General features: G+C 63.9%; 18 protein-coding genes, 3 rRNA genes and 1 pseudogene. 12 read left to right on the top strand and 10 right to left on the bottom strand.

Annotated features, from left to right (window positions below):
• Nucleotides 1–129: 129 nt before the first annotated feature.
• Nucleotides 130–291, top strand: a pseudogene (locus tag RR42_RS41765) (type II toxin-antitoxin system RelE/ParE family toxin); the annotation flags it as partial.
• A gap of 99 nt (nt 292–390) precedes the next feature.
• Here the strand turns inward: RR42_RS41765 and RR42_RS23035 are convergent.
• Entirely contained in the window at nt 391–1,341 is a 951-nt protein-coding gene (locus RR42_RS23035; protein WP_043353308.1) for a LysR family transcriptional regulator, read from the bottom strand.
• A 645-nt stretch (nt 1,342–1,986) separates the two neighbouring features.
• Here RR42_RS23035 and RR42_RS39845 point away from each other — a divergent pair.
• The 7 genes from RR42_RS39845 to RR42_RS23000 all read left to right on the top strand — a co-directional run bounded on the left by RR42_RS39845 (nt 1,987) and on the right by RR42_RS23000 (nt 9,704).
• The gene (locus RR42_RS39845; protein WP_144409926.1) at nt 1,987–2,340 is read left to right on the top strand and encodes a hypothetical protein; all 354 of its coding nucleotides are present in this window, start codon (nt 1,987–1,989) and stop codon (nt 2,338–2,340) included.
• A 179-nt stretch (nt 2,341–2,519) separates the two neighbouring features.
• Entirely contained in the window at nt 2,520–4,349 is a 1,830-nt protein-coding gene (locus tag RR42_RS23025; RefSeq protein ID WP_043353305.1) for a gamma-glutamyltransferase family protein, read from the top strand.
• Between the two features lie 130 nt (nt 4,350–4,479).
• Nucleotides 4,480–5,460, top strand: coding sequence for a Bug family tripartite tricarboxylate transporter substrate binding protein (locus RR42_RS23020; RefSeq protein WP_043353302.1), 981 nt, complete (start codon nt 4,480–4,482; stop codon nt 5,458–5,460).
• A gap of 4 nt (nt 5,461–5,464) precedes the next feature.
• On the top strand, nt 5,465–6,007 hold the full coding sequence (locus RR42_RS23015) for a GAF domain-containing protein (RefSeq protein WP_043353299.1): 543 nt from the start codon (nt 5,465–5,467) through the stop codon (nt 6,005–6,007).
• Nucleotides 6,008–6,170: 163 nt separating this feature from the next.
• Nucleotides 6,171–6,629: a hypothetical protein gene (locus RR42_RS23010; protein WP_043353297.1), complete on the top strand. Its 459-nt coding sequence runs from the start codon at nt 6,171–6,173 to the stop codon at nt 6,627–6,629.
• Nucleotides 6,630–6,918: 289 nt separating this feature from the next.
• The gene (locus tag RR42_RS23005; RefSeq protein ID WP_043353294.1) at nt 6,919–7,422 is read left to right on the top strand and encodes a (2Fe-2S)-binding protein; all 504 of its coding nucleotides are present in this window, start codon (nt 6,919–6,921) and stop codon (nt 7,420–7,422) included.
• Entirely contained in the window at nt 7,419–9,704 is a 2,286-nt protein-coding gene (locus RR42_RS23000; protein WP_043353292.1) for a xanthine dehydrogenase family protein molybdopterin-binding subunit, read from the top strand. Before RR42_RS23005 ends, RR42_RS23000 begins: the two co-directional genes overlap by 4 nt.
• A gap of 189 nt (nt 9,705–9,893) precedes the next feature.
• Here RR42_RS23000 and rrf read toward each other — a convergent pair.
• The 3 genes from rrf to RR42_RS22985 all read right to left on the bottom strand — a co-directional run bounded on the left by rrf (nt 9,894) and on the right by RR42_RS22985 (nt 15,007).
• Nucleotides 9,894–10,006: ribosomal RNA gene (rrf, locus tag RR42_RS22995) — 5S ribosomal RNA — on the bottom strand.
• 129 nt (nt 10,007–10,135) lie between these two features.
• Nucleotides 10,136–13,109 (bottom strand): 23S ribosomal RNA (locus RR42_RS22990).
• 366 nt (nt 13,110–13,475) lie between these two features.
• Nucleotides 13,476–15,007: ribosomal RNA gene (locus RR42_RS22985) — 16S ribosomal RNA — on the bottom strand.
• The 16S, 23S and 5S rRNA genes sit together here, the layout of an rRNA operon.
• A gap of 564 nt (nt 15,008–15,571) precedes the next feature.
• Between RR42_RS22985 and RR42_RS22980 the strand changes: the two genes are divergently transcribed.
• Nucleotides 15,572–15,976 carry a ProQ/FinO family protein gene (locus RR42_RS22980; RefSeq protein WP_052494875.1) on the top strand — a complete coding sequence of 135 codons (405 nt, stop codon included), beginning with the start codon at nt 15,572–15,574 and terminating at the stop codon, nt 15,974–15,976.
• Between the two features lie 60 nt (nt 15,977–16,036).
• Here RR42_RS22980 and RR42_RS22975 read toward each other — a convergent pair whose 3' ends face one another.
• Nucleotides 16,037–16,951 carry a LysR family transcriptional regulator gene (locus RR42_RS22975; protein WP_043353291.1) on the bottom strand — a complete coding sequence of 305 codons (915 nt, stop codon included), beginning with the start codon at nt 16,949–16,951 and terminating at the stop codon, nt 16,037–16,039.
• A gap of 143 nt (nt 16,952–17,094) precedes the next feature.
• On the opposite strand from RR42_RS22975, the gene RR42_RS22970 reads away from it, so the two are divergent.
• Both RR42_RS22970 and RR42_RS22965 read left to right on the top strand, forming a co-directional pair.
• Nucleotides 17,095–17,787 (top strand): 3-oxoacid CoA-transferase subunit A, encoded by a 693-nt coding sequence (locus RR42_RS22970; RefSeq protein ID WP_043357684.1) that lies wholly within the window; start codon nt 17,095–17,097, stop codon nt 17,785–17,787.
• On the top strand, nt 17,784–18,419 hold the full coding sequence (locus tag RR42_RS22965) for a 3-oxoacid CoA-transferase subunit B (RefSeq protein ID WP_043353289.1): 636 nt from the start codon (nt 17,784–17,786) through the stop codon (nt 18,417–18,419). The genes RR42_RS22970 and RR42_RS22965 overlap by 4 nt, the downstream gene beginning before the upstream one ends.
• Before the next feature lie 45 nt (nt 18,420–18,464).
• On the opposite strand, the gene RR42_RS22960 is transcribed toward RR42_RS22965, so the two are convergent.
• The 4 genes from RR42_RS22960 to RR42_RS22945 all read right to left on the bottom strand — a co-directional run bounded on the left by RR42_RS22960 (nt 18,465) and on the right by RR42_RS22945 (nt 22,736).
• Nucleotides 18,465–19,346 (bottom strand): alpha/beta fold hydrolase, encoded by an 882-nt coding sequence (locus RR42_RS22960; RefSeq protein WP_043353287.1) that lies wholly within the window; start codon nt 19,344–19,346, stop codon nt 18,465–18,467.
• Between the two features lie 168 nt (nt 19,347–19,514).
• A complete protein-coding gene (locus RR42_RS22955) occupies nt 19,515–20,546 on the bottom strand; it encodes an isocitrate/isopropylmalate dehydrogenase family protein (RefSeq protein ID WP_043353286.1) in 1,032 nt (343 codons plus the stop codon).
• A 126-nt stretch (nt 20,547–20,672) separates the two neighbouring features.
• The gene (locus tag RR42_RS22950; protein ID WP_043353284.1) at nt 20,673–21,530 is read right to left on the bottom strand and encodes a D-amino acid aminotransferase; all 858 of its coding nucleotides are present in this window, start codon (nt 21,528–21,530) and stop codon (nt 20,673–20,675) included.
• Nucleotides 21,531–21,707: 177 nt separating this feature from the next.
• Complete coding sequence (locus RR42_RS22945; RefSeq protein ID WP_043353283.1) at nt 21,708–22,736, bottom strand: SDR family oxidoreductase; 1,029 nt, start codon at nt 22,734–22,736, stop codon at nt 21,708–21,710.
• 137 nt (nt 22,737–22,873) lie between these two features.
• On the opposite strand from RR42_RS22945, the gene RR42_RS22940 reads away from it, so the two are divergent.
• The gene (locus tag RR42_RS22940) at nt 22,874–23,548 is read left to right on the top strand and encodes a TetR/AcrR family transcriptional regulator (RefSeq protein ID WP_043357683.1); all 675 of its coding nucleotides are present in this window, start codon (nt 22,874–22,876) and stop codon (nt 23,546–23,548) included.
• A gap of 60 nt (nt 23,549–23,608) precedes the next feature.
• Here the strand turns inward: RR42_RS22940 and RR42_RS22935 are convergent, their stop codons facing one another.
• Nucleotides 23,609–24,826, bottom strand: coding sequence for a TolC family protein (locus tag RR42_RS22935; protein WP_043357682.1), 1,218 nt, complete (start codon nt 24,824–24,826; stop codon nt 23,609–23,611).
• Nucleotides 24,827–24,831 lie beyond the last annotated feature (5 nt).

Raw genomic sequence — 24,831 nt, 5'->3', positions numbered from 1 at the left:
AGCTGGCTACCAGCGGCACTTGAAGATCGGGCGGCAATCATGGATTACATCGGCGATGACAATCCTGTTGCTGCAGTTGAGTTGGATGAAACTTTTGAAGCCGTGGCCTAACAGGTTCGGCAGCGGCCTGAGTTATATAAAGCAGGCAGAGTCGCCGGCACCAGGGAATGCGTTGTGAGATCGAACTACATCATGGTCTACCGTATTGGGCGCAGTGACGTGAAAATATTGCGCATTCTGCATGCCGCACGACGGTGGCCAAGTAAGACAAGCCGTGGCGACGCGCGATAGCCATGGATGCATGACTTGATCGCTAGGCGTAAGAGCTGATGCCACGGAAGTACCGGGGGATGTTCACATTGACCCCGTGCCGGCTGCTCCCCATAGGCTTCAGCCCTTCACCGCCACCGCCCCCAGCAACGCCCGCACCAGCGCCTGCAGCGGCTCGCTATGCTCCGTGCGCCGCAACCACATCGCGCCCACCGCGGGCAAGTCCCACGTCAGCGCATGCGGCAACACAGCCGCGCTGCCGGTGGCGGCGAGTTCAGCCGCTACCGCGCGCGGCACGATGGTGATGGCGCGCGGCTGGTCGCGCATCAGCGTGGCGATGGTCTTGATCGAATAGGTTTCCACCACTGGCGTGGGCGGCACCGCGCCGGCGGTGGCGAACAGTGTGTTGATGGTGCGCCGGATCGGCGTGTGCGCGGGCGGCAGGATCCAGTCCAGCGCCGCCAGGCGCTGCCAGTCCAGCTTGCCGCGCGCGAGCCGCGCCGCGGCGTCCACAGGCACCACCAGCGCCGGTTCCTCGCGGTAGAGCGGCGTCTGCGCGATGTCATCGCCCGGCGCGTAGAAGGACCGCGCGATCACGCAATCGAGCTCGTGCGCGCGCAGCGCCGCCACCAGTTCATCGGTGGTGCCCTCGCGCACCAGCACCGCCACGCGCGGCTGCTGGCGCAGGCCGTGCGAGCAGGCCGCGTCCAGCACCACCGGCGCCACATAGGGAATCACGCCGATGCGCAACCGCCCATGCAGTCCGGCGCCGATCACCGCCAGCTCCCGCCCCAGCGCCTCCGTATCCGCCATGGCCAGTCGCGCATGCGCCAAGACCGCCGCGCCGGTGCCCGTCGGCTCCAGCCCCCGGCGCGAACGCACGAACAGCGGCACCATGAAGATCTCCTCGATCTCGCGCAGCGCCTTGGTCACGGCGGGCTGGGTCAGGTCCATCTCGGCCGCCACGCGCGAGACCGAGCGCTGGCGGTCCAGCGCCAGGAGCAGCGCAAGGTGCTTCAAGCGCAGGCGCGAGATGAGGTTGTGCTGGAGTTTGTCGACTGGTGAGGGCAATGAAAGTCCTGGGCCTGTGCGCGTTGCACACCTTTGATTTTATTAAGAGACCATTTCCAAAAGATGCTGGCGGCGTACGTGCGGTAACGCGCGGACCGCGGTCGTGACGTTGTAGCACAATGTCTGACGGATCCCGGCCGGACCTCAGCGCCGAAATCGTCACTTCTATGAGAAGACACGATGAACAGGGTCACAGGCCACCTGGCCGTCCTCCTAGCATTGAGCCTGTTTGTCATTCCTGGTGCGCAGGCGTCGGACATCGTCTGTAAGACAGCGAGCCGTGCGGCCCCTGCCGGTTGCCAAGGCCCGGCCGCAAGCCACCAGGCGTGTGCGCGGCAAACAGACAAAGGCCCACGCGCGGCGCGGCTCATCTGCGATTACGCCCTTCTGTCGATTGGTTATGAGCGCATCTATGCCGAGCAGCAACGGCTGCTGCACGCAGGTGCCATTCGCCAAGCGGATATCGTAGCCTGGCGCAAGAAGCGGGACGCTTGCGACACCGTGCGCTGTCTTGACGGTGTCTTCGCGCAATGGCCGCAGCACGATGCCAGGCCGAAGCCGGCCCGGGACACCAACCGCTCCAGCAAGCAGCACGAGAAGCTGGAAGCGCATAACAGTCCACGGCGCGGCGAAGCAGCAAGGCCAATGCCGCTCAGACAGAATCCGCCAGCATCGGCGCAGCCGATGGCCGCGCTGCACGACGCGCCACCGGCCCTAAACGCCACCACGGCGGATACATCGTCGCGCGCTTCGCCGGCTGTCGCTGCCGCGCCCCCTCTCGCTAGCAAGGCGGCCTCCGCCCCCAAAGGCACGCTTGGCAACCTGGCCTGGTTTGGCGCGTTCGGCATGAGCCTGGCCTACCTGCTCAAACGCGGACGAGACGGGCGCTTGCGCAACGTGGTTGCGCTGTGCCGGAGCACGCCGGCGCCCATGCTGGTGTTGTACGCGTTAATCGTTGTGAATGTCCTGCTTCTGCTGTTCGCGTTGGCGAAGGGCTAGTCCGGATGCGGCCATGACCCGCTCCATGCATAACCAATCTGTTATGCAACGATAATTTATTGACCAAAAACAGTTATCCGGTGACCTTATACTTCCAGGCACCAATCCCACTCGGCTTGCGTTGCGCGCTTGAGCGCCAGCGCGTTTCGCCACCCTGCCCGATCCGCCACGGAGTCTGCATGTTCACCACCCGCCCGGAAATCGTCGGTACCTTTGGCGTGGCCTCGTCCACCCACTGGCTGGCCTCGCAAACCGCCATGAGCGTGCTGGAGCGCGGCGGCAACGCGTTCGACGCGGCCGTTGCCGGCGGCTTTGTGCTGCAGGTGGTGGAGCCGCACCTGAACGGGCCGGGCGGCGAGGTGCCCATCCTGCTGTGGAGCGAGCGCGAACGCGCGGTGCGCGCCATCTGCGGGCAAGGCCCGGCGCCCGCGCTGGCCGACCCGGCGGCGATGCGCGCCATGGGGCTGGACCTGGTGCCCGGCATCGGCCTGCTGCCCGCCACGGTGCCAGGCGCCTTCGGCGCGTGGCTGACCATGCTGCGCGACTATGGCACCTGGACGCTGGCGGATGTGCTGGCCCCCGCCATCGGCTATGCGCGCGACGGCTTCCCGCTGGTGCCGCGCATCTCGCAAGCCATCCTGGCGGTGCGCGAACTGTTCCAGAACGAATGGCACAGCTCGGCGGCCGTCTGGCTGCCTGATGGCCGCGTGCCCCGCCCGGGCAGCCTGCATACGGTGCCTGGCGTGGCACGCACCTATACGCGCATCGTCGAGACCGCCGAAGCCGCCAGCGGCACGCGCGAGCAGCAGATCGACGCCGCACTGGATGGCTGGTACCGGGGCTTCGTCGCCAAGGAAATCGACAGCTTCTGCCGTACCCAGGCGGTGCGCGACACCACCGGCGAGCGGCATAAAGGTCTGCTGCGCCATGAAGACATGGCGCACTGGACACCCACCGTGGAGGCGCCCGCCACGCTGGATTTTGGCCGCTATACGGTGGCCAAGTGCGGCATCTGGAGCCAAGGCCCGGCGTTCCTGCAGCAACTCGGCATGCTGCGCCACGCCGATCTCGCCGCGCACGCACCCACCTCGCCCGAGTTCGTGCACCGCATTGCCGAGGCGGCCAAGCTGGCCATGGCCGACCGCCTGGCGTGGTATGGCGACCCCGATTTTGGCGATGTGCCGCTGGCCGGCCTGCTCGATCCCGGCTACCTCGCCGCACGCGCGCGCCAGATCGGCGGATGCGCCTCGCTCGACATCCTGCCGGGCACGGTCGATGGCCGCGCGCCCCGCCTGCCTGACCTCGGCGCGGCGCAGCGCACGCTGCGCCACGCCGATGTGCGCTTCGGCGTGGGCGAGCCCACCTTTGCGGCCATGCCGCCGGTAGCGCAATGGGCCGAGCGCGAGATCTTCGTTGGCGACACCTGCCACATCGACGTGATCGACCGCGACGGCAACATGGTCGCGGCCACGCCATCGGGCGGCTGGCTGTCGTCCAGCCCGGTGATTCCCGAGCTGGGCTTCGCGCTCAATACCCGCCTGCAGATGACCTGGCTGGAGCCCGGCTTGCCCAACACGCTGGCGCCGGGCAAGCGCCCGTGCACCACGCTGTCGCCCTCGCTCGCGCTGCGCGACGGCGAGCCTTATATGGTCTTCGGCACCCCCGGCGGCGACCAGCAGGACCAATGGTCTGTCGCCTTCTTCCTGCGCCACGCCGTGCACGGCATGAACCTGCAGGAAGCCATCGATGCGCCGGCCTGGCATGTCGATCATTTCCCCGGCTCGTTCTGGCCGCGCTCGGTGGTGCTCAACCGGCTCAGCGTGGAGTCCCGGCTGCCCGAAGACACCATCGCGGCGCTGCGCGCGCGCGGCCATGAGGTCAAGGTAGGCGAGCCCTGGTCGGAGGGTCGGATGTCCGCCTGCACGCGGGAGCGCGATGCGCAGGGGCGGCTGGTGCTGCGCGCCGGCGCCAATGCGCGTGGCATGCAGGGATATGCGGTGGGCCGCTGACGGTGCATTGGTGCATTGGTGCATTGGTGCATTGGTGCATTGGTGCATTGGCCCGCTGGACCAGACCCGCAGGATCGAATCAAGGCGGATCGCACCGTGCGGTTCGCATAGCCATCGGAGAAGGAAAGAGATGAAAGCCGTTTTGAAGCGCTGCTTGCTGGGCCTTGCCACGTTCTCGCTGTTTGCCGCCGCCTCGGGCGCCGGCGCCGCCGATCCCTTCCCGCAAAAGCCCATCACGCTGATCGTGCCGTGGGCCGCCGGCGGCTCCACCGACATCCTTGCCCGCGTGCTGTCCGAGCACCTGACCCGCTCTCTCGGCCAGCCGGTGATCGTCGACAACAAGCCCGGCGCCTCGGGCAATATCGGTTCCGCCATGGTGGCGCGCGCCCAGCCCGACGGCTACACGCTGCTGGTCGGCTCCATGAGCACGCACGCGATGAACCCCGCGCTGATGCCCAATATGCCCTTTCGCGGCGTGGAAGACTTCACCCCGCTGGGCCTGCTGGCCTTTGTCACCAACACCATGGTGGTCAACCCATCGGTGCCCGCGCGCAACGTCAAGGAACTGATCGCCTACGCACGCGCCAACCCCGGCAAGCTAGCCTATGCCAGCGCCGGCCCCGGCTCCACCAACCACCTGAGCGCGGTGCTGTTCGAGAAGATGGCCGGCGTGCAGATGCTGCACGTGCCCTACAAGGGCGGCGCGCCCGCCGTGGTCGACACCGTGGCCGGGCAAACGCAATTGCTGTTCTCCGCCGGCACGCAGACCCTGCCCCACGTCAGGGCCAACAAGCTGCGCCTGCTCGCCGTGACCGAAGCCAAGCGCTCGCCGCTGCTGCCCAACGTGCCCACGGTGGCCGAGACCGTGCCCGGCTATGAGCTGTCCGTGTGGTACGGCGCCTTCGGCCCCGCCGGCATGCCGCCGGCGCTGGTGGCGCGCCTGAACCAGGAGATCAACCGCATCATGTCGCTGCCTGACGTGAAGGAAAAGATGAACGCCATCGGCGTGGAAACCGCGACCTCCACGCCTCAGCAGTTCGCCGCCATCCTGCGCCGCGACGCGGACCGCTATGGCAAGTTGATTCGGGACCTGGGCATCAAGGGAGAGTGAAGCCGTGACCGAGACCGTGAATGATGCCGCGCCCTGCGTCGTGACCTTGCCGGTGCCGCTGCTAGCCGCGCTATGCGACACGCTGGCGCGCGCGGCCAAGCCCGCCATCGCCTTCGATGCGATCGGCAGCGCCACTGCCGCGCTGCTGGGCCCGGGGCTGCTCACCATCAACGCGTACCGGCGCGCCAGCTCGGAAGTGGTGCGGCTATGGTCCTCCGACACCACCGCTTACCCCGTGGGCGGGCGCAAGTACAAGGCTGATACGCCGTGGACACGCTGGGTGCTGCATCAGGGCGAGGTCTTCGTGGGCGAGGGGGACGCGGCGCTTGAAGCCGTGTTCGACGATATCTCGACGATTCGCGGGCTTGCGCTTTCGGCGGTGGTGAACGTACCGGTATGCGAGCGCGGACACTGCGTGGGGACGTTCAACTTTCTTGCCGCGCGCAACGCGTGGACGCAGAGCGAGGTGGCCGTGTTGCGCGTGCTCGCGCAGATGGCGGCGCCGGCCGTGATGGCGGCTAGCGGCTGCCTGATGCCACCGACGTGAATTCAAAAATTCTGAACAATTTATCCTGATAAGACTGGTCTAACGCACCGATGACTCTCCTATAGTTCGTTACATGGACGGCGCGCACAAACAAAGCAACGTTCTGGCAGTCGCAGCGAACAATCAACGAAATTCAACGAATTTTAAGATACTGGAGAACATCATGACCAAGACCTTCGCCCTCAAGCTCGCTTCCACCCTCGTGCTGTCGCTCGCCGCCATCGGCGCCGCCCAGGCCGCTTCTGCCAAGGACACCCTCGCCGGCGACAAGTACGGCTATGAGTTCCGCACCTCGGTGCCCGCCGACAAGTATGGCTACGACTTCCGTTCAACCGGCGCCTTCACCGACGGCGCTCGCAGCGGCAAGCTGGATACCTTCACCGAAGGCGCCCGCATCGCTGGCCTGGACCGCTCGGGGGTTTCGGCTTCGCCGGCGCGCGGATTCGATGCCTACACCGATGGTGCGCGTACCGGCAAGGTTGACCCGTACACCGATGGCGCGCTGGTTGCCGGCCTGGATCGCTCGGGCGTATCGGCTACGCCGGCCCGCAGCTTCGATGCCTACACCGATGGCGCCCGCAGCGGCAAGGCCGACGTCTTCACCGAAGGTGCCAACGCCTGATGCGGTACCCGCAACTGGCCACCCGCCGCGACACCGCCTGAGATGCGGTGTCGCGACAGCGACTGTGCACCATGCCTGCCGCATAAAAGACCGCCCCGCCCCCTCCTCCGCACCGCCCCTCGCCCCACCCTGCGCAGCGTCATAATTCCAGTTTTTGGAATTAACAAATCCCCACACCGCCATTCCCGAGTACCTGCCGCCGGCATCACAATGCGCGTTGCGCAAAGCCGCGCAGGCACCTGGCTCGTCCGCCAGCCCTCGTCCCCGTTGCACCATCCCCACAAAAAACATGAGAACCATCACGATCAACGGTAAGCCGCAGAAGATCGATCTGCCCGATGACGCCCCGCTGCTATGGGCGGTGCGCGATCACCTCGGCCTGACCGGCACCAAGTTTGGCTGCGGCATGGCCCTGTGCGGCGCCTGCACCATGCACCTGGACGGCCAGCCGATCCGCTCCTGCGTGACCCCGATCTCGGCGGTGGCCGGCAAGAAGATCACCACCATCGAGGGCCTGTCGGCCGACAAGATCGGGCAGGCCTTGCAGGCAGCGTGGGAGGAATTCGGCGTGCCGCAGTGCGGCTACTGCCAGGCGGGGCAGTTGATGTCCGCCACCGCGCTGCTGCACACCAACCCGCACCCGAGCGAAGAAGACATCGACGGGGCCATGAGCGGCAACATCTGCCGCTGCGGCACTTATACGCGCATCCGCGCCGCCATCCAGCACGTTGCCAGATCGAGCGTGGCGGCAAAGCCGTCTGCCCAGCCGACCGGCAAGAGGAGCGCCCAATGAGCACGCTGCAATCCGCCGGGCGCCGCGCCTGGCTCAAGGGCATGGGCGCCCTCGCCGGCCTGACGTTGACGGTTGGCCTGGACGGCATCGTGCTGGCAGCGGATGAGCCCAAGAAGTACGGCCGCGACGGCATGCCCGGCGGTGCCGTGGATAGCCCGCTGGTGTTCCTCTCCATTGCCGAAGATGGCAAGGTAAGCATCGTCTGCCACCGCTCCGAGATGGGGCAAGGCGTGCGCACCAGCCTGCCGATGGTGGTGGCCGACGAGCTCGAAGCCGACTGGGCGCGGGTGCTGGTGGTGCAGGCGCCCGGCGATGAAATCCGCTACGGCAACCAGAACACCGACGGCTCGCGCAGCGTGCGGCATTTCTTCGAGCCCATGCGGCGCGTGGGCGCTAGTGCGCGGATGATGCTGGAAGCTGCCGCCGCCGCGCGCTGGAATGTGCCGGCAAGCGAAGTCCAGGCGCGCAACCACGCGGTGGTCCACGTGCCGAGCGGCAAGAGCCTTGGCTTTGGCGCGCTGGCAAAGGACGCCGCGCGCCTGCCCGTGCCGGCGGCCGCCAGCCTCAAGCTGAAGGATCCGGCCCAATTCCGCTATATCGGCAAGGACAGCACGCGCAGCATCGATGGCCACGACATCGCCACTGGCCGCGCGCAGTACGGCATCGACGTGCGGCTCGACGGCATGCTGTACGCCGTCATCGCCCGCCCACCCGTGTTCGGCGGCAAGCTCGCCGGCGTTGACTCCACGCTGGCGATGAAGGTGCCCGGCGTGATCAAGGTGGTGGAGCTGGCCGGCAGCCCCGCGCCCGCCCTGTTCCACCCGCTGGGCGGCGTGGCAGTGATCGCCACCAATACCTGGTCGGCCATCAAGGGCCGCGAGGCGCTGAAGCTGCGCTGGGACGATGGCCCCAACGCCAGCTACGAGTCCGGTGCGTTCCGCGCCGCGATGGAAAAGGCCGCAAGCCAGCCCGGCAAGGTGGTGCGCAACCAGGGCGACACGATGGCCGCCCTGTCCGGCCCCGGCAAGCGCATCGTGGCACAGTATTACTTGCCGCATATCGCGCACGCCACGATGGAGCCGCCGGTTGCGACGGCGCGCATCGCCGATGGCAAGTGTGAAGTCTGGACGTCGGTCCAGGCGCCGCAGGCCACGCGCGAAACCGTGGCCGGGCATCTCGGCCTGAAGCCGGAGGACGTCACCGTACACGTGACGCTGCTGGGCGGCGGCTTTGGCCGCAAGTCCAAGCCGGACTTCGCCGCCGAGGCCGCGCTGCTGTCCAAGGCCATGGGTGGCAAGCCGGTCAAGGTAACCTGGACGCGCGACGACGACCTGCATCACGACTACTTCCACACCGTTTCCGTCGAGCACATGGAAGCCATGCTCGGCACCGACGGCAAGACGCAGGCATGGCTGCATCGCACTGCAGCCTCCACCATCACGTCGACCTTCGTGGCTGGCGCGAAGAACGAAGCCGCGTTCGAGCTTGGCATGTCGGCGGTGAACATGCCATTCGACATCCCCAACGTGCGCGTGGAAAACCCCGAGGTGGAAGCGCACACCCGCATCGGCTGGTTCCGTTCGGTGTCCAACATCCCCCACGCCTTTGCCGTGCAATCGTTCGCGGCCGAACTGGCGACGGCAGCCGGGCGCGACCATCGCGACTACCTGCTGGCGCTGCTCGGCCCGGACCGGCGCATTGACCCGACGCAGCTGTCCGATACCTGGAACTACGGCGAATCGCCGCAGCAGTATCCGCTTGATATCGGCCGCCTGCGCGGCGTGATTGAACTGGCTACGCGCGAAGCCGGCTGGGGCAAGACGCTGCCGAAGGGACGCGGGCTGGGGCTGGCGGTCTGCTACAGCTTCGTGACCTACGTCGCGGCGGTGGTCGAAGTGGTGGTGGCCGATGACGGCAGCATCAGCGTGCCGCGCATCGACATGGCGGTGGACTGCGGCGCCCAGGTCAACCCGGACCGCATCCGCTCACAGGTGGAAGGCGCCTGCATCATGGGCATCAGCCTGGCCACCACGGGCGAGATCACCTTCAAGGACGGGCGCGCCCAGCAGGACAACTTCCACCAGTACGAGGTGATGCGCGCGCCCTCGGCGCCGCGCCAGATCCATGTGCATCTGGTGCCGGGCAAGTTCGACGCACCGCTCGGCGGCGTCGGCGAACCGGCCGTGCCGACCATCGCGCCTGCGCTGTGCAATGCGATCTTTGCGGCTACCGGCAAGCGCATCCGCGCGCTACCGATCCGGGAGCAGTTGAAGAAAGCTTGAGGCCTGAGGCCTGAGGCCGGGCCTGAATCGCGGGGCGTTGGGTTTCGCGCTCCGCGATTCACATTTCATTTGGCAAACGTGATCGCGCAAAATCGTTGCTGCAAATCGCAGCCGCAAAATCGCAGCCACTTTCGATCGCACAAAAGCAAAACCCCCCAGTACTTTCGTACTGGGGGGTTTCAAGGGAGAGCCTGGCGATTACCTACTTTCACACGGGTATCCGCACTATCATCGGCGTGGAGTCGTTTCACGGTCCTGTTCGGGATGGGAAGGGGTGGTTCCAACTCGCTATGGTCACCAGGCATAAACGGTGGCCGCGCTGAGGGTTGCTCAACGCAGCGAATAGGGATGTAGTAAGGGGTTGTGCGTATCGGCCAAGCTGCTGCGCAGCGGCACGCGACACTCACACCAGGTAGAAACACACTGGTTATAGGATCAAGCCTTACGGGCAATTAGTACTGGTTAGCTTAACGCATTACTGCGCTTCCACACCCAGCCTATCAACGTCCTGGTCTCGAACGACCCTTCAAGGAGCTCAAGGCTCCAGGGAATCCTCATCTTCAGGCGAGTTTCCCGCTTAGATGCTTTCAGCGGTTATCTCTTCCGTACATAGCTACCCTGCGATGCCTCTGGCGAGACAACAGGTACACCAGCGGTACGTCCACTCCGGTCCTCTCGTACTAGGAGCAGCCCCCGTCAAGATTCCAACGCCCACGGCAGATAGGGACCAAACTGTCTCACGACGTTTTAAACCCAGCTCACGTACCTCTTTAAATGGCGAACAGCCATACCCTTGGGACCGGCTACAGCCCCAGGATGAGATGAGCCGACATCGAGGTGCCAAACACCGCCGTCGATATGAACTCTTGGGCGGTATCAGCCTGTTATCCCCAGAGTACCTTTTATCCGTTGAGCGATGGCCCTTCCATTCAGAACCACCGGATCACTATGTCCTGCTTTCGCACCTGCTCGACTTGTCGGTCTCGCAGTTAAGCACGCTTTTGCCATTGCACTTTAGGTACGATGTCCGACCGTACCAAGCGTACCTTCGAACTCCTCCGTTACACTTTGGGAGGAGACCGCCCCAGTCAAACTGCCTACCATGCACTGTCCCCGATCCGGATTCACGGACCAAGGTTAGAACCTCAAACAAACCAGGGTGGTATTTCAAGGACGGCTCCACGCAGACTAGCGTCCACGCTTCAAAGCCTCCCACCTATCCTACACAGATCGGTTCAAAGTCCAATGCAAAGCTACAGTAAAGGTTCATGGGGTCTTTCCGTCTAGCCGCGGGGAGATTGCATCATCACAAACACTTCAACTTCGCTGAGTCTCGGGAGGAGACAGTGTGGCCATCGTTACGCCATTCGTGCAGGTCGGAACTTACCCGACAAGGAATTTCGCTACCTTAGGACCGTTATAGTTACGGCCGCCGTTTACCGGGACTTCAATCAAGAGCTTGCACCCCATCATTTAATCTTCCGGCACCGGGCAGGCGTCACACCCTATACGTCCACTTTCGTGTTTGCAGAGTGCTGTGTTTTTATTAAACAGTCGCAGCCACCATTTTATTGCAACCCCTTCACCCTCCTGGCGCAGGCCAGTCAAGCTACAAGGGCGTACCTTATCCCGAAGTTACGGTACCAATTTGCCGAGTTCCTTCTCCCGAGTTCTCTCAAGCGCCTTAGAATACTCATCTCGCCCACCTGTGTCGGTTTGCGGTACGGTCTCGTATGACTGAAGCTTAGAGGCTTTTCTTGGAACCACTTCCAATTGCTTCGCAGCACTAGGCCGCTCGCCCCGCATCCTTGAATTCCGCGCCCGGATTTGCCTAAGCGCCTTCTCCAATGCAGGGACCGGGACTTCCAACACCCGGACAACCTTCCGCGATCCGTCCCCCCATCGCATCATACGACGGTGCAGGAATATTAACCTGCTTCCCATCAGCTACGCATCTCTGCCTCGCCTTAGGGGCCGACTCACCCTACGCCGATGAACGTTGCGTAGGAAACCTTGGGCTTACGGCGAGGGGGCTTTTCACCCCCTTTATCGCTACTCATGTCAGCATTCGCACTTCTGATACCTCCAGCATCCTTTACAAGACACCTTCACAGGCTTACAGAACGCTCTCCTACCATGCGTGCACTCCTTTAAATCCACTTCACTTTGCATCCCAACGACCATTGTTGGGCGCTTTGTCGATGCTGCGCATCGACAAGCAAGGTGCACTTAAAGGAATGCACGCATCCGCAGCTTCGGTGACTGGCTTAGCCCCGTTACATCTTCCGCGCAGGACGACTCGATCAGTGAGCTATTACGCTTTCTTTAAAGGATGGCTGCTTCTAAGCCAACCTCCTGACTGTTTTAGCCTTCCCACTTCGTTTCCCACTTAGCCAATCTTAGGGACCTTAGCTGGCGGTCTGGGTTGTTTCCCTCTTGACACCGGACGTTAGCACCCGATGTCTGTCTCCCGTGATTGCACTCTTCGGTATTCGGAGTTTGCTATGGCGGGGTAATCAGCAATAGACCCCCCAACCATGACAGTGCTCTACCCCCGAAGGTGAGACACGAGGCACTACCTAAATAGTTTTCGGAGAGAACCAGCTATTTCCAGACTTGTTTAGCCTTTCACCCCTATCCACAGCTCATCCCCTAACTTTTCAACGTTAGTGGGTTCGGTCCTCCAGTACGTGTTACCGCACCTTCAACCTGGCCATGGATAGATCGTCTGGTTTCGGGTCTACACCCAGCGACTGAACGCCCTATTCGGACTCGCTTTCGCTACGCCTTCCCTAATCGGTTAAGCTTGCCACTGAATGTAAGTCGCTGACCCATTATACAAAAGGTACGCCGTCACCCGTTTCCAGGCTCCGACTGTTTGTATGCATGCGGTTTCAGGATCTATTTCACTCCCCTCCCGGGGTTCTTTTCGCCTTTCCCTCACGGTACTGGTTCACTATCGGTCGATCACGAGTATTTAGCCTTGGAGGATGGTCCCCCCATCTTCAGACAGGATTTCACGTGTCCCGCCCTACTTGTCGTACACCTAGTTCCACAACGCTGTTTTCGCATACAGGGCTATCACCTGCTATGGCCGGGCTTTCCATCCCGTTCTGCTAACAATGCTGCTAAAGAGTACAAGGCTCTTCCCATTTCGTTCGCCACTACTCTGGGAATCTCGGTTGATTTCTGTTCCTGCAGCTACTTAGATGTTTCAGTTCGCCGCGTTCGCTTCCCTGACCTATGTATTCAGTCAGGGATGACCCATAAGGGCCGGGTTTCCCCATTCGGACATCTCCGGATCAAAGCTTGTTTGCCAGCTCCCCGAAGCTTTTCGCAGGCTACCGCGTCCTTCATCGCCTGTGATCGCCAAGGCATCCACCACATGCACTTGTTCGCTTGACCCTATAACGAGTGTGTCTCAAACTTGCGTTCAAGCCGTGCTCGCTACAGGATGAGTTCTCGCATTTGTGCCGTATTCCAAGTCATCTTTCGATCACTTAAATACATTTCGGTTGATACAATCACAACCCGGTATCGTGTTTTACTGCAGCGTCTCATCAACGCTCACGACACCTTTACTACATCCCATATTTTTAAAGAACAGCCGACTGAGACTGGGTCTCATGTCGTCTTGGCAAAGCCAAATGCAAACGCTCAATGCTAAGCGCTTGCATTTGACCATGCTACGCAAGACACGCAACGCGTATCCTGGCTCTAACAACCAACAAACCGATAAGTGTGAACGCTCGACTTAAGATGCACGCTCTGAAAGGAGGTGATCCAGCCGCACCTTCCGATACGGCTACCTTGTTACGACTTCACCCCAGTCATGAACCCTGCCGTGGTAATCGCCCCCCTTGCGGTTAGGCTAACTACTTCTGGCAAAACCCACTCCCATGGTGTGACGGGCGGTGTGTACAAGACCCGGGAACGTATTCACCGCGGCATGCTGATCCGCGATTACTAGCGATTCCAGCTTCACGTAGTCGAGTTGCAGACTACGATCCGGACTACGATGCGTTTTCTGGGATTAGCTCCCCCTCGCGGGTTGGCAACCCTCTGTACGCACCATTGTATGACGTGTGAAGCCCTACCCATAAGGGCCATGAGGACTTGACGTCATCCCCACCTTCCTCCGGTTTGTCACCGGCAGTCTCTCTAGAGTGCTCTTGCGTAGCAACTAAAGACAAGGGTTGCGCTCGTTGCGGGACTTAACCCAACATCTCACGACACGAGCTGACGACAGCCATGCAGCACCTGTGTCCACTTTCCCTTTCGGGCACCTAATGCATCTCTGCTTCGTTAGTGGCATGTCAAGGGTAGGTAAGGTTTTTCGCGTTGCATCGAATTAATCCACATCATCCACCGCTTGTGCGGGTCCCCGTCAATTCCTTTGAGTTTTAATCTTGCGACCGTACTCCCCAGGCGGTCAACTTCACGCGTTAGCTACGTTACTGAAGAAATGAATCCCCAACAACTAGTTGACATCGTTTAGGGCGTGGACTACCAGGGTATCTAATCCTGTTTGCTCCCCACGCTTTCGTGCATGAGCGTCAGTGACGTCCCAGGGGGCTGCCTTCGCCATCGGTATTCCTCCACATCTCTACGCATTTCACTGCTACACGTGGAATTCTACCCCCCTCTGACATACTCTAGCCTTGCAGTCACAAGCGCCATTCCCAAGTTGAGCTCGGGGATTTCACGCCTGTCTTACAAAACCGCCTGCGCACGCTTTACGCCCAGTAATTCCGATTAACGCTCGCACCCTACGTATTACCGCGGCTGCTGGCACGTAGTTAGCCGGTGCTTATTCTTCCGGTACCGTCATCCCCCCGCTGTATTAGAGCAAGGGATTTCTTTCCGGACAAAAGTGCTTTACAACCCGAAGGCCTTCTTCACACACGCGGCATTGCTGGATCAGGGTTGCCCCCATTGTCCAAAATTCCCCACTGCTGCCTCCCGTAGGAGTCTGGGCCGTGTCTCAGTCCCAGTGTGGCTGATCGTCCTCTCAGACCAGCTACTGATCGTCGCCTTGGTGGGCCTTTACCCCACCAACTAGCTAATCAGACATCGGCCGCTCCTATCGCGCGAGGCCTTACGGTCCCCCGCTTTCACCCTCAGGTCGTATGCGGTATTAGCTAATCTTTCGACTAGTTATCCCCCACGACAGGGCACGTTCCGATGTATTACTCACCCGTTCGCCACTCGCCACCAGGATTGCTCCCGTGCTGCCGTTCGACTTGCATGTGTAAGGCATGCCGCCAGCGTTCAATCTGAGCCAGGATCAAACTCTTCAGTTTAATACCTGTGTGGTTCCGAAGAACCTCGCTCTTTCGAGCGGTCGCTCACTCTCAGAAAACTGACTGGTTACATCCGAAGACATAACCAACATGTTTTACTGTGCGAGCACTTTATAACTTGTAAGCTAAAAGACCGAAGTCTTCCGCATCCGCTATCAAGCGCCCACACTTATCGGTTGTTTGTTTGTTAAAGAACTGGCCGCGATTTGCTTTGCTTACCGCGTCGCTGCGTTTGCTGCAGCGGAGAAACGAGACTATAAAGAATTATCTGCGTTTCATCAATACTTTTTTAATCTTTTCTTGCTCAGGCTGGATTCGCTACGCGCTCTTCCCACCTTTCCTGCCATCCCCCGCAACCTTCGCCCGTCTGCCTTGCAGCTGAGCGTTGTACTGCGGAAGGGGGCGAATACTAAGCTGTCGGCACGGTGCTGGCAAGTCTTTTCTGAAAAATTCAGTCGGCACGCAAAAAGAGCTTCAAGGCGCACAATCAAGCATCAAACCTCGGGGCTGACCGGCTTCCGCTAAAATTCGCGTTCACTCCTCACCTCTTCACAACAGAACACTATGGGATTCGAACAACTTGCTGCGCTAAAAGCGCAGCTGGCGCAACAGGCCAAACCCAAGCCGGCGGCCAAGCCCACACGCGCCCGCCCGCCCGCGCAAGCGGCCCAGTCGAAACCGGTGGATCCTGTTGTACGGAACATCGGGCGGCTTCAAAAGCGCTTCCCCCTCGCCTTCCCTAAGAGCCCTGCACCGAAGAAAGCACTGAAAGTCGGCATCTTTGACGATCTGCTTGGCTACGCTAGCGAACTGGGCTTGCAAGAGGCTGAGTTGCGTGAAGCCATCAAGACCTGGTGCCGTGGCACCCGTTACAAGGCGTGCCTCACGGAAGGCGCTGCGCGAGTAGACCTCAACGGCGCCGATGCGGGCGCTGTCACGCAAGCGGAAGCAACGCGCTTCAAGAAATAAGCGGCGGCGGTGGCGCGGCAGATGCGGACAGGCATAAGGCTATAAGGCTTGCCGCACGATCTACTCTGGCGGCCGCTCTGCCCCCTTCGCCTCGCGGCAGCGCTCGATCAGCCTCAGCACCGCAGGTGAGCGCTCGTTCTTGCGATGGACCACGGCCAGTTGCGACGCCACGTCGTTGCGGGCCAGCGGCTTGAATACCACGTCGGGCGGGGCAAACGCGCACATCGAGGCGGGGATCAGCGCCACGCCAAACCCGGCCGCCACCATGCTGATGATGGTGGCCATCTGGGTCGACAAAGCCTCCACGCGCGGCTGGAAGCCAGCATTGCCACAGATGGCGAGCGTGATGGCGTAGAAGCCGGTACCGTGCTCGGTATGCGTGCAGATAAAGGTCTCGTCGCGCAGCGTGGCTACGTCGACGCGAGCGCGGCCAGCCAGCGCATGGGTGGCGTGCAGGGCCACCACGACGGCCTCGGACGCGATGTCGAACAAGGCCAGCCCTTCTGGCAGGGACCGCAACGGTGGCCGGATAAAGCCGATATCGAGTTCGCCGCGTGCCACCGCTTCGAGCTGGGCCGGCATGTCCATCTCCCGCATGACGAGTCGCACGGCCGGATGATCCTGGCGAAAACGATAGACGAGCCGTGGCAATAATCCTGACAGCGCGGCCGACGCCACATACCCGATGGCAGCGCCGCCGACATCACCCCGGCTGGCGCTGGCCGTGACCAGCCCGGCATGCTGGACCTGGCGCAGCACACCCATCGCTTCCTCGTAAAAAACCGCACCCACATCGGTCAGCGCAATCCGGCGCTTGCTGCGCGAGAGCAGCGGCGCGCCCGCTTCTTGCTCGATCCACCGGAACTGCTGGCTCAGCGCCGGCTGCGATATGCCCAGGCGCTCTGCAGCGCGGCCAAAGTGCAGCTCTTCGGCCAGCGCGGCAAAGTATCGGTAGTGTCGGAGTTCGAGGTTCATCGCGATGGCCCGTTTTCAATATAAGTACAGCTTATCAATAATTAAGCTTTACGCACTTGAACCTATCGAAGTCTGCGCCGCATGATGCTCGACTTGGCGGCGGCGACGCCGCGGCACGCATCGGGAGCAAGTCGGGCATGGGATTGGTCAACAAACGGGTAGCAAGTTGCGCAGAGGCCATCGCCGACCTGCGCGACGGCGCCACCGTGATGGTGGGCGGCTTCGGCAGCGCGGGCCTGCCCGACGGCCTGATCGCAGCGGTGCTGGCGCATGGCGCGCGGGATCTCACGGTGATCTCCAACAACGCCGGCTACGACGGCGAAGGCGTGGCGAGCCTGATTGAAGCCGGGCGCATGCGCAAGCTGGTCTGCTCCTACCCGCTGACAGCGGGCGCCACGGCCTTCCGCGATGCTTACCGGCGCGGCGAGGTCGAGCTGGAACTGGTGGCGCAGGGCACGCTGGTAGAGCGCATTCGTTGCGCCGGAGCCGGGCTGGGCGGGTTCTACTGCCCCATCACTGCCGGGACGATCCTTGCCCAAGGCAAGGACACGCGGGAGATCAACGGTGTGCTGCACGTGCTGGAGCTGCCGCTGCATGCGGACTTTGCGCTGATTCGCGGACGTCATGCGGATCGCCTTGGCAACCTGGACTATCACCTGGCGGGCCGCAACTTCAACCCCATCATGGCCACGGCGGCGCGCGTGGTGGTGGCGGAGGTGGAGGCGATGGTCGAGGCCGGCGCGATGAATCCCGAACAGATCGTGACGCCCGGCATCTTTGTCCACCGCGTCGTCACCGCTAACGCCTGCAAACAGCAAGCCGGGAGCCAGCCATGAAGCGATGGAACAGGGAACAGATCGCCCGGCACGCGGCGCAGGACATCCGGCCGGGTGCCTACGTCAACCTGGGTATCGGCCTGCCGACGCTGGTCGGCGACATGCTCCCGCGGGAGCGCGAGGTCTTCCTGCATAGCGAGAACGGCATCCTGCATCTCGGGCCACGCCCGCCACTGGGCCACGAGAACCCGGACCTGATCAATGCCAGCAAGCAGCCGGTGACGCTGCAGCCTGGCGCGGCCATCTTCGATTCCGCGCTGAGCTTCGCGATGATGCGCGGCGGCCACCTGGACCTCGCCATCCTTGGCGCCTACGAAGTGGCGGAGAACGGTGACCTGGCCAACTGGAGCCGCGGCGACCCGAACACGCCGCCCGCCGTGGGCGGCGCCATGGAGCTGGCCTTCGGCGCGCGCGAGGTCTGGGTGCTGATGGAACACACCACGCGCGACGCTCGCCCGCGCCTGTTGCACCGCTGCACGCTGCCGTTGACGGCAAGCGGCGTGGTCAGCCGCATCTATACCGACCTGGCGGTGATGCACGTGACGCCCGACGGCTTGCTGGTGGAGGCCATGGCCGAGGGCATGACCCTCGGCGAGTTGCAGGCGCTGACCGAGGCGCGACTGCTAGCCTAGCGCCGTCGGCAAATCAGCGAACCAGCAAATCAGAGAATCGGCATTTCAGCGGCTGGACACCACCCGCTCGATCCACGCGACGAACACCGCGACCACTTCCTCGCGGTTGGTCTCGTTCAACGTCTCATGCCGCGCGCAGCCGAACACGTGGGACGACACGTCGGCCTGCCCTGCCGCGCGGTAGCGGCTGACCAGCGGCTCGAACCATGCCAGGTGATTGTTGACCGGATCGGAATCGCCGGTGAACAGGTACATCGGCAACGCCGCACGGATGCGGCGCAGCGTATCCGGCTCGGCCAGACGCGCGCACTCGGTAAACATCGAGGCGCGCGAAGCCGGCGTCACGGTGAACCCGCACAACGGATCGGCGATGTACGCATCCACCTGGGCAGGGTCGCGGCTGAGCCAGTCGAATGGCGTGCGGCTATCCGGCACCCCGGCATTCATGTCTTCCAGCTTGAAACCCGCCTGTGCTGCTGCCAGCATCAGGTCCACCGCGGTGGTGCCCGACAGCGATACGCCGTCGAGCAGCGCGCTGTGCTCAACCAGGTAGCACTGCGCTGCGAACGAGCCCATGCTGTGGCCAAACAGGATCAGCGGCACCCCGGGATGCTGCGAGCGCGCGTGCCGGCTGAGCACGGCCATATCGTCCACCAGCGCGGCAAAGCCACGTGGGCCGAAGTCGCCGAGCTTGTCCTGCGCGGCCGCATCGGCGCCGTGTCCGCGATGCTCGCTGGCGTAGACCACATAGCCCGCGCGCACCAGTGCGTCGGCCAGGGGCCGGTAACGCCGCGCATGCTCGCCCATGCCATGCGCGATCTGGACCACGGCACGCGGCGTGGCGCCACCCTGCCAGCGGTGGACCTCGATCTTGTGATCGTCATTCGAATCGAGACGAAAGTGGACGTAGGGTTCCGATGTCTGCATGCCAAGCCCTCGGTTAACGCCGGCCGCGTCGGGAGTGACGGTTGCGGCGCAGACATGGTACGCAAGCGGGCGCGTTCAGGCTATCGGGGTTGCTCCGCCCTGCCGCTGTGGGGAACGGCAGGGTTCCCAGTCCGCTGCCCGGCGCAGGCCGGGACGTTCGCCGCGCGCTTACCCCAGCCGCTTGATCACCGCCTCGGCGAACTGCAAGGTCGAGGCCGAGCCCTTGAGGTCGCCGGTTTTCACCTGATCCTGGTTGAGCGTCAGATCGATCGCCTGGCGCAGCCGCACCGCCAGGTCCTGGCGGCCCACATGCTCGAGCATCAGGCCGGCGGCCAGCATCAGCGAGATCGGGTTGGCGATGCCCTTGCCGGCAATGTCCGGCGCGGAGCCGTGCACGGCTTCGAAGATGGCCGCCGTCTCGCCGATATTGGCGCCCGGCGCCATGCCCAGCCCGCCGACAAGGCCGGCGATCTGATCGGACAGGATGTCGCCGAACAGGTTGGTACAGAGCAACATGTCGAACTGCCAGGGATTGAGCACGAGCTGCATGGCGCAGGCATCGACGATGCGATCATCCATCTCCACGCGGCCCACGTAGTCCTGCGCCACTTCGCGCGCGGCCTCCAGGAAGATGCCGGTCAGCGCCTTCAGGATATTGGCCTTGTGCACCACGGTGATCTTCTTGCGCTGGTTCTTGACCGCATATTCGAACGCAAAACGCGCGATGCGCCGGCAGGCGTCGCGCGTATTGGTGCCGGTGGACACGGCCACAGCATGCGGGTCATCGCCCACGGCGATGTAGTAATCGTGCGCCACGTAGAAGCCGCCCACGTTCTCGCGCACCAGCACCAGGTCGATATCTTCGAAGCGGCCCGGCACCAGCGTGCGCGCGGGCCGTACGTTGGCAAAGAGGTTGAAGGCTTCGCGCAGCCGCACATTGACAGAACGGAAGCCCCCGCCCACCGGCGTGGTCAGCGGGCCCTTGAGCGCCAGGCCTGTGCGGCGGATGCTATCGAGGGTGGCCTGCGGCAGCGGATCGCCGCCCTGCTCGATGCCCGCCATGCCAGCCTGCTGCACATCCCAGGAAAACGGCGCGCCCAGCGCGTCCAGCACCTTGACGGTGGCTTGCACCACTTCCGGGCCGATGCCGTCGCCCGGGATCAGGGTGGCGGGAATCTGATTGCGTGCTGGTTGTTCCATTTGCGCTTCCTCTCGACAGGTTGAATGTCCGCGTTCGCAGAGCATGCAATGCGGGCGCATTTCTGTCTAGCGCGGATCATGTCAGCCCGGCGGGATCGCACTGCCGGAAGGAAACTCAGGCGTTGATCACGCCGCCGCCGTGGCCGCCTTGGCTTGCTGGTATGCGGCGTACAGCTTCTTGAACACCGGGCCGGGCGCGCCATCGCCGATGGTCTTGCCGTCGATGGTGACCACCGGCAGGATCTCCTTGCTGGCCGATGTCAGCAACACCTCATCCGCGCCCATCACCTCGTCCTGCGAAATGCGGCGCGCTTCCAGCGAGATATCCAGCGCCGCGCACAGCTCCTCCATCCAGCCGTAGCGGATCCCTTCCAGGATCAGGTTGTCCTTCGGCGGTGCCGAGACCCGGCCCTTGCTGACCACCCAGACGTTGGACGCGGAGGCCTCGGTCAGCATCCCGTCGCGGAACTGGATGGTTTCGGTGGCGTCGTTCTCCACCGCGTTCTGCGCCGCCAGCACATTGCCCAGCAGCGAGGTGGATTTCACCTGGCAGTGCAGCCAGCGCTTGTCCTGCGCCGTCACGCAGGCCACGCCCTTCTCGCGCATGGCCGCTGTGGGCAGCGACATCGGGTTGGTCATGATGAGCACCGTCGGCGTCACCGTCTTCGGGAAGGCATGAGTGCGCCGGGCCACGCCGCGCGTGACCTGGATGTACACCATCTGGTCGGCGAGGCCGTTGGCCTGCACCACGCGGTCGATCAGCGCCATCCACTGCGCATCGGTGTGCGGGTTGGGGATGCCGATGGTGTCCAGGCTGCGCGCCAGCCGCGCCAGGTGCTGCGGCAGCCGGAACGGCTTGCCGGCATAGATGGGGACCACTTCATACACGCCATCGCCAAAGATAAAGCCGCGATCCAGCACGGGGACGCGGGCTTCGGACAAGGGCGTGAGCTCGCCGTTGAGATAGACGATTTCTTCGTTCATGGTGGGTAGGGTAAGGCTGGCGGGCGCCGGGGCCTGGGTTGCAGTACGGGTGCGCACTGGAAGAATGCATGCATTCTTCCACAAGGCGTTGGGGGATCTTATGCAAAATCGGCATGACCTTGGCCTGCTCCGCCACCCGGCCCGCCTGCCATGGCGTTCAGCTTGCGCCCCCGGCCCTCATGCCGAGGCCGGCAGCCATCCATGCGTCCGATACCAGGCAATGACATCGCGAACCGTGTGATCCACGGGCCGGAAGCCCAAGCCTAGCTCACCCTCGCTTTTGGCATGGCTAAAGCGGGTCCGGTCCGCTTCCTTCACCATCAGCCGCACGGTTGCAAGGCTGAGCAGGATCGGCTTGCCGGTGATCCGGGCGTAGATCTCCTGCACGCTGGCCAGCGCAAACAACAACGGCACGGGCAGCGCGCGCTTGGGCGTTGCCACCCCCGCGGTGCGTCCGATCAGCGGGATCAGCTCGCGCATGGTCATATGCCGGCCCGCCGCGAGATAGCGCTCGCCACGCCGCCCGCGCAGCGCCGCGGCGATATGGGCCTGCGCGACATCGCGGGCGTCGACCACGGAAAAGCTCCCCGGAACCAGGCCCGGCAATCGGCGCAGTGCCGTATCGAGCGCGACTTGTCCGGCTGAGGTCGGCCCGATATCGCCCGGCCCCCACATCCAGCCGGGCAGCACGAACGTGGCATGCATCTCGGGAACATTCTCGAGGAAAGTCAGGACAGCGCGATCGCCCAGGATCTTGCTGCGATAGTAGTCGTCGGCGTCGGCAGGTTCTCGCACATGCGTTTCGTCGATCACCGAACCCGGCGCGCCGTGGAGCACGGCGATGGACGAGGTCTGCACAAAGCGGCGCACGCCTGCCGCGTAGGCTTGCGCGATCAGGGCGGCCGTGCCGTCGACGTTGATGCGCCTGAGCGTTTCCCAGTGACTGCCGCCCTTGTAGTTGTCGCGGAAGAACGCCGCGGTATGGAACACCACATCACAGCCGTGCATGGCCGGGGCGAACGCCTTGACATCGGCCATGTCGCCAACCACGAACTCCACACCCGCGAGATCGCCGAATTGCTGCCTGGCCTTTTCCGCCGAGCGCACCAGCGCTTTGACCGCAACGCCGCGGCCCTGCAGTTCGCGGACAAGATTGTTGCCGAGCAGACCGGTGGCACCGGTCACGAAAGCGGTTTGCAAGTTCATGGACAGGCCCTTATTTCGAAGGTCATATGAAATTCAGATATCAATTGATATCCGTTATGATAGCAGTTGAAATCCCAAATGCAATCGATACGGCAATCCCTCTCGCCACACCCAATGCCATGCCCAATGCCACGCCAATGAAGCCACCCACCCCGCGCAAGCGCCTGAGCCGCGAGCAAAGCCAGGCGCAGACCCGCGAGCGCCTGCTTGAGGCCGCGCGCAGTTTGTTTATGCAGCGCGGCTTTGGCGGCACGTCGATCCGGGATATCGCGGAGGAAGCGGGGTATTCGCAGGGGGCGTTCTATTCGAACTTCCCGGACAAGGAGGCGCTGCTGCTCGATCTGCTGCGCGGCCATATGGAGGCCGAGGCAAAGCAGCTGGCAGCGGTGTTCGACACGGCGGAGCACACCGGCGCAGAGGTGCTCACAGGCCTGGATGCCTGGGCCGCGGCGCTCCATGCGGATGCCGACTGGGCCATGCTATCGATCGAGCTGCAGATGCACGCCAATCGCAGCCCGTCGTTTGCCAGCGTTTACCGTGCGGTGTGCGAGACGCATCGCGGCGAACTCGGCGGCCTGATCGAGCGCCTGTTCCGCCATCTGGGCCGCGTGCCGCCGGCCCAGCCGGAAGAGCTGGCCGCGGGTTTCATGGCGCTCGCCCATGGCCTAGCGCTGCAACGGGGCACGACGAGCGCCGACCCGACCGGCCGGATGCTGATGCTGTTCCTGCGCGGCCTGCTGGCGAGCGCGCAGGTGGCTGGCGAAGCAGCCGATGCCAGTCATCCGGCAAAGCGCGGCCGCGCAAGCCGGTAGCCGGTAACAGGTAGCCGGACGCCCGCTGCCCGGGCGCATCGCACCCGGGCAGCCACTGGCTCAATCATCGAAATCCCACATGCGGTGCAGGTCCAGGCGCAGCCGGCTGTCTGCCTCCAGCGCATCGACCAGGGCCACACGCTCGGCCAGCGTGGTATCGGCCAAGGCACGCCGGACCATCAGCAGTTCGCTCAGGCCGGTTTCCCCCGCCTTGTAGGCCCGGCCGGTGCGTGCCGCGGCGCTGCGCTGCAGCGCGAGCGCTTCGGCCTGCGCCACGGCTGCGGCGCGCTTGCCTTCCAGGCCGCGGTACAGCACCTCGAACTCGGCGCCGATCCTGCGCTCCACCGCCACCCGGCTACGGGCGGCCGCCTCCGCGTCGGCCGCTGCCGCCACCGCCGCCGAACGCCGGTGCGCGGAGCCAAGCGGCATGCTGATGCTCACGCCGGCAATCCGCTCCGCGCCGCCGCGCTCCACCGTGAAGAACACCCCCACAGTCGGGTCCGGTTTGCGCTCCAGGTCGGTGCGCCGGGCCTGCCGCTGGGCTTGCGTCTCCTGCGACCGGGCGAGGCGAAACTCGTGGCTGTCCTCCACATAGCGGCTGCGCAGCGCATCGGCGGGGTCGTCCGGCAACGCCTGCAGGCGCGCATCCGCCGGCAGGCCGCCAGGCACGCCCAGGCCCGGGAAGCGCGCCCGCAGCTCGGCCGCCGCCGCCGCTTCCGCCGCGCGCGCGCTGGCCAGCGCGGCTGCGGTGCGGGCGCGTTCGGCCAGCAAGAGCTCATGGTCCATGGGTGCTGCATCGCCGGCCTGTACGCGGCGTGCGGTCACGGCCGCCAGCTCGCCCGCCAGGCTGTCGTTGCCCTGCGCCGCCAGCCGCGCCTGTTGCGCGCGCAGCGCCCCGAACCACAGCGACAGGATCTGCCGCGAGACTTCATGGCGCGCATCCATCACGGCGAGCTGGCCTGACTGCGCCGTGGCATCGGCCAGCTCGCCATCGGCGTCGGCCTTGCCCCAAAGCCGCAGCGGGCGCTCCAGCGCCAGTTGCCCTTCGGCAAACCGGTCGGACGGCTCGCGCACCTGGCGGCGCTGCCCGATGGCCCGCACCACGGCCTCGGCGGTGCCGGCACGGATGCCGTCCGCCCGGGCCAGCACCGCATCGCGGCGAGCCTCGGCCATCTGCACGTCCGGCGACTGGCCAACGGCGTCGCGCACAGCGGACTCAAGCGGCAACACGCCGGCCTGCGCCAGCATGGCGGCTTGCGCCCACACGGCACCCGGCATCCCGG

The organism is Cupriavidus basilensis (assembly GCF_000832305.1).
Classification (GTDB): Bacteria; Pseudomonadota; Gammaproteobacteria; order Burkholderiales; family Burkholderiaceae; genus Cupriavidus; species Cupriavidus basilensis_F.
Note: the sequence above shows the minus strand (reverse complement) of the source record. Positions and strands in the feature narration are given on the sequence as shown.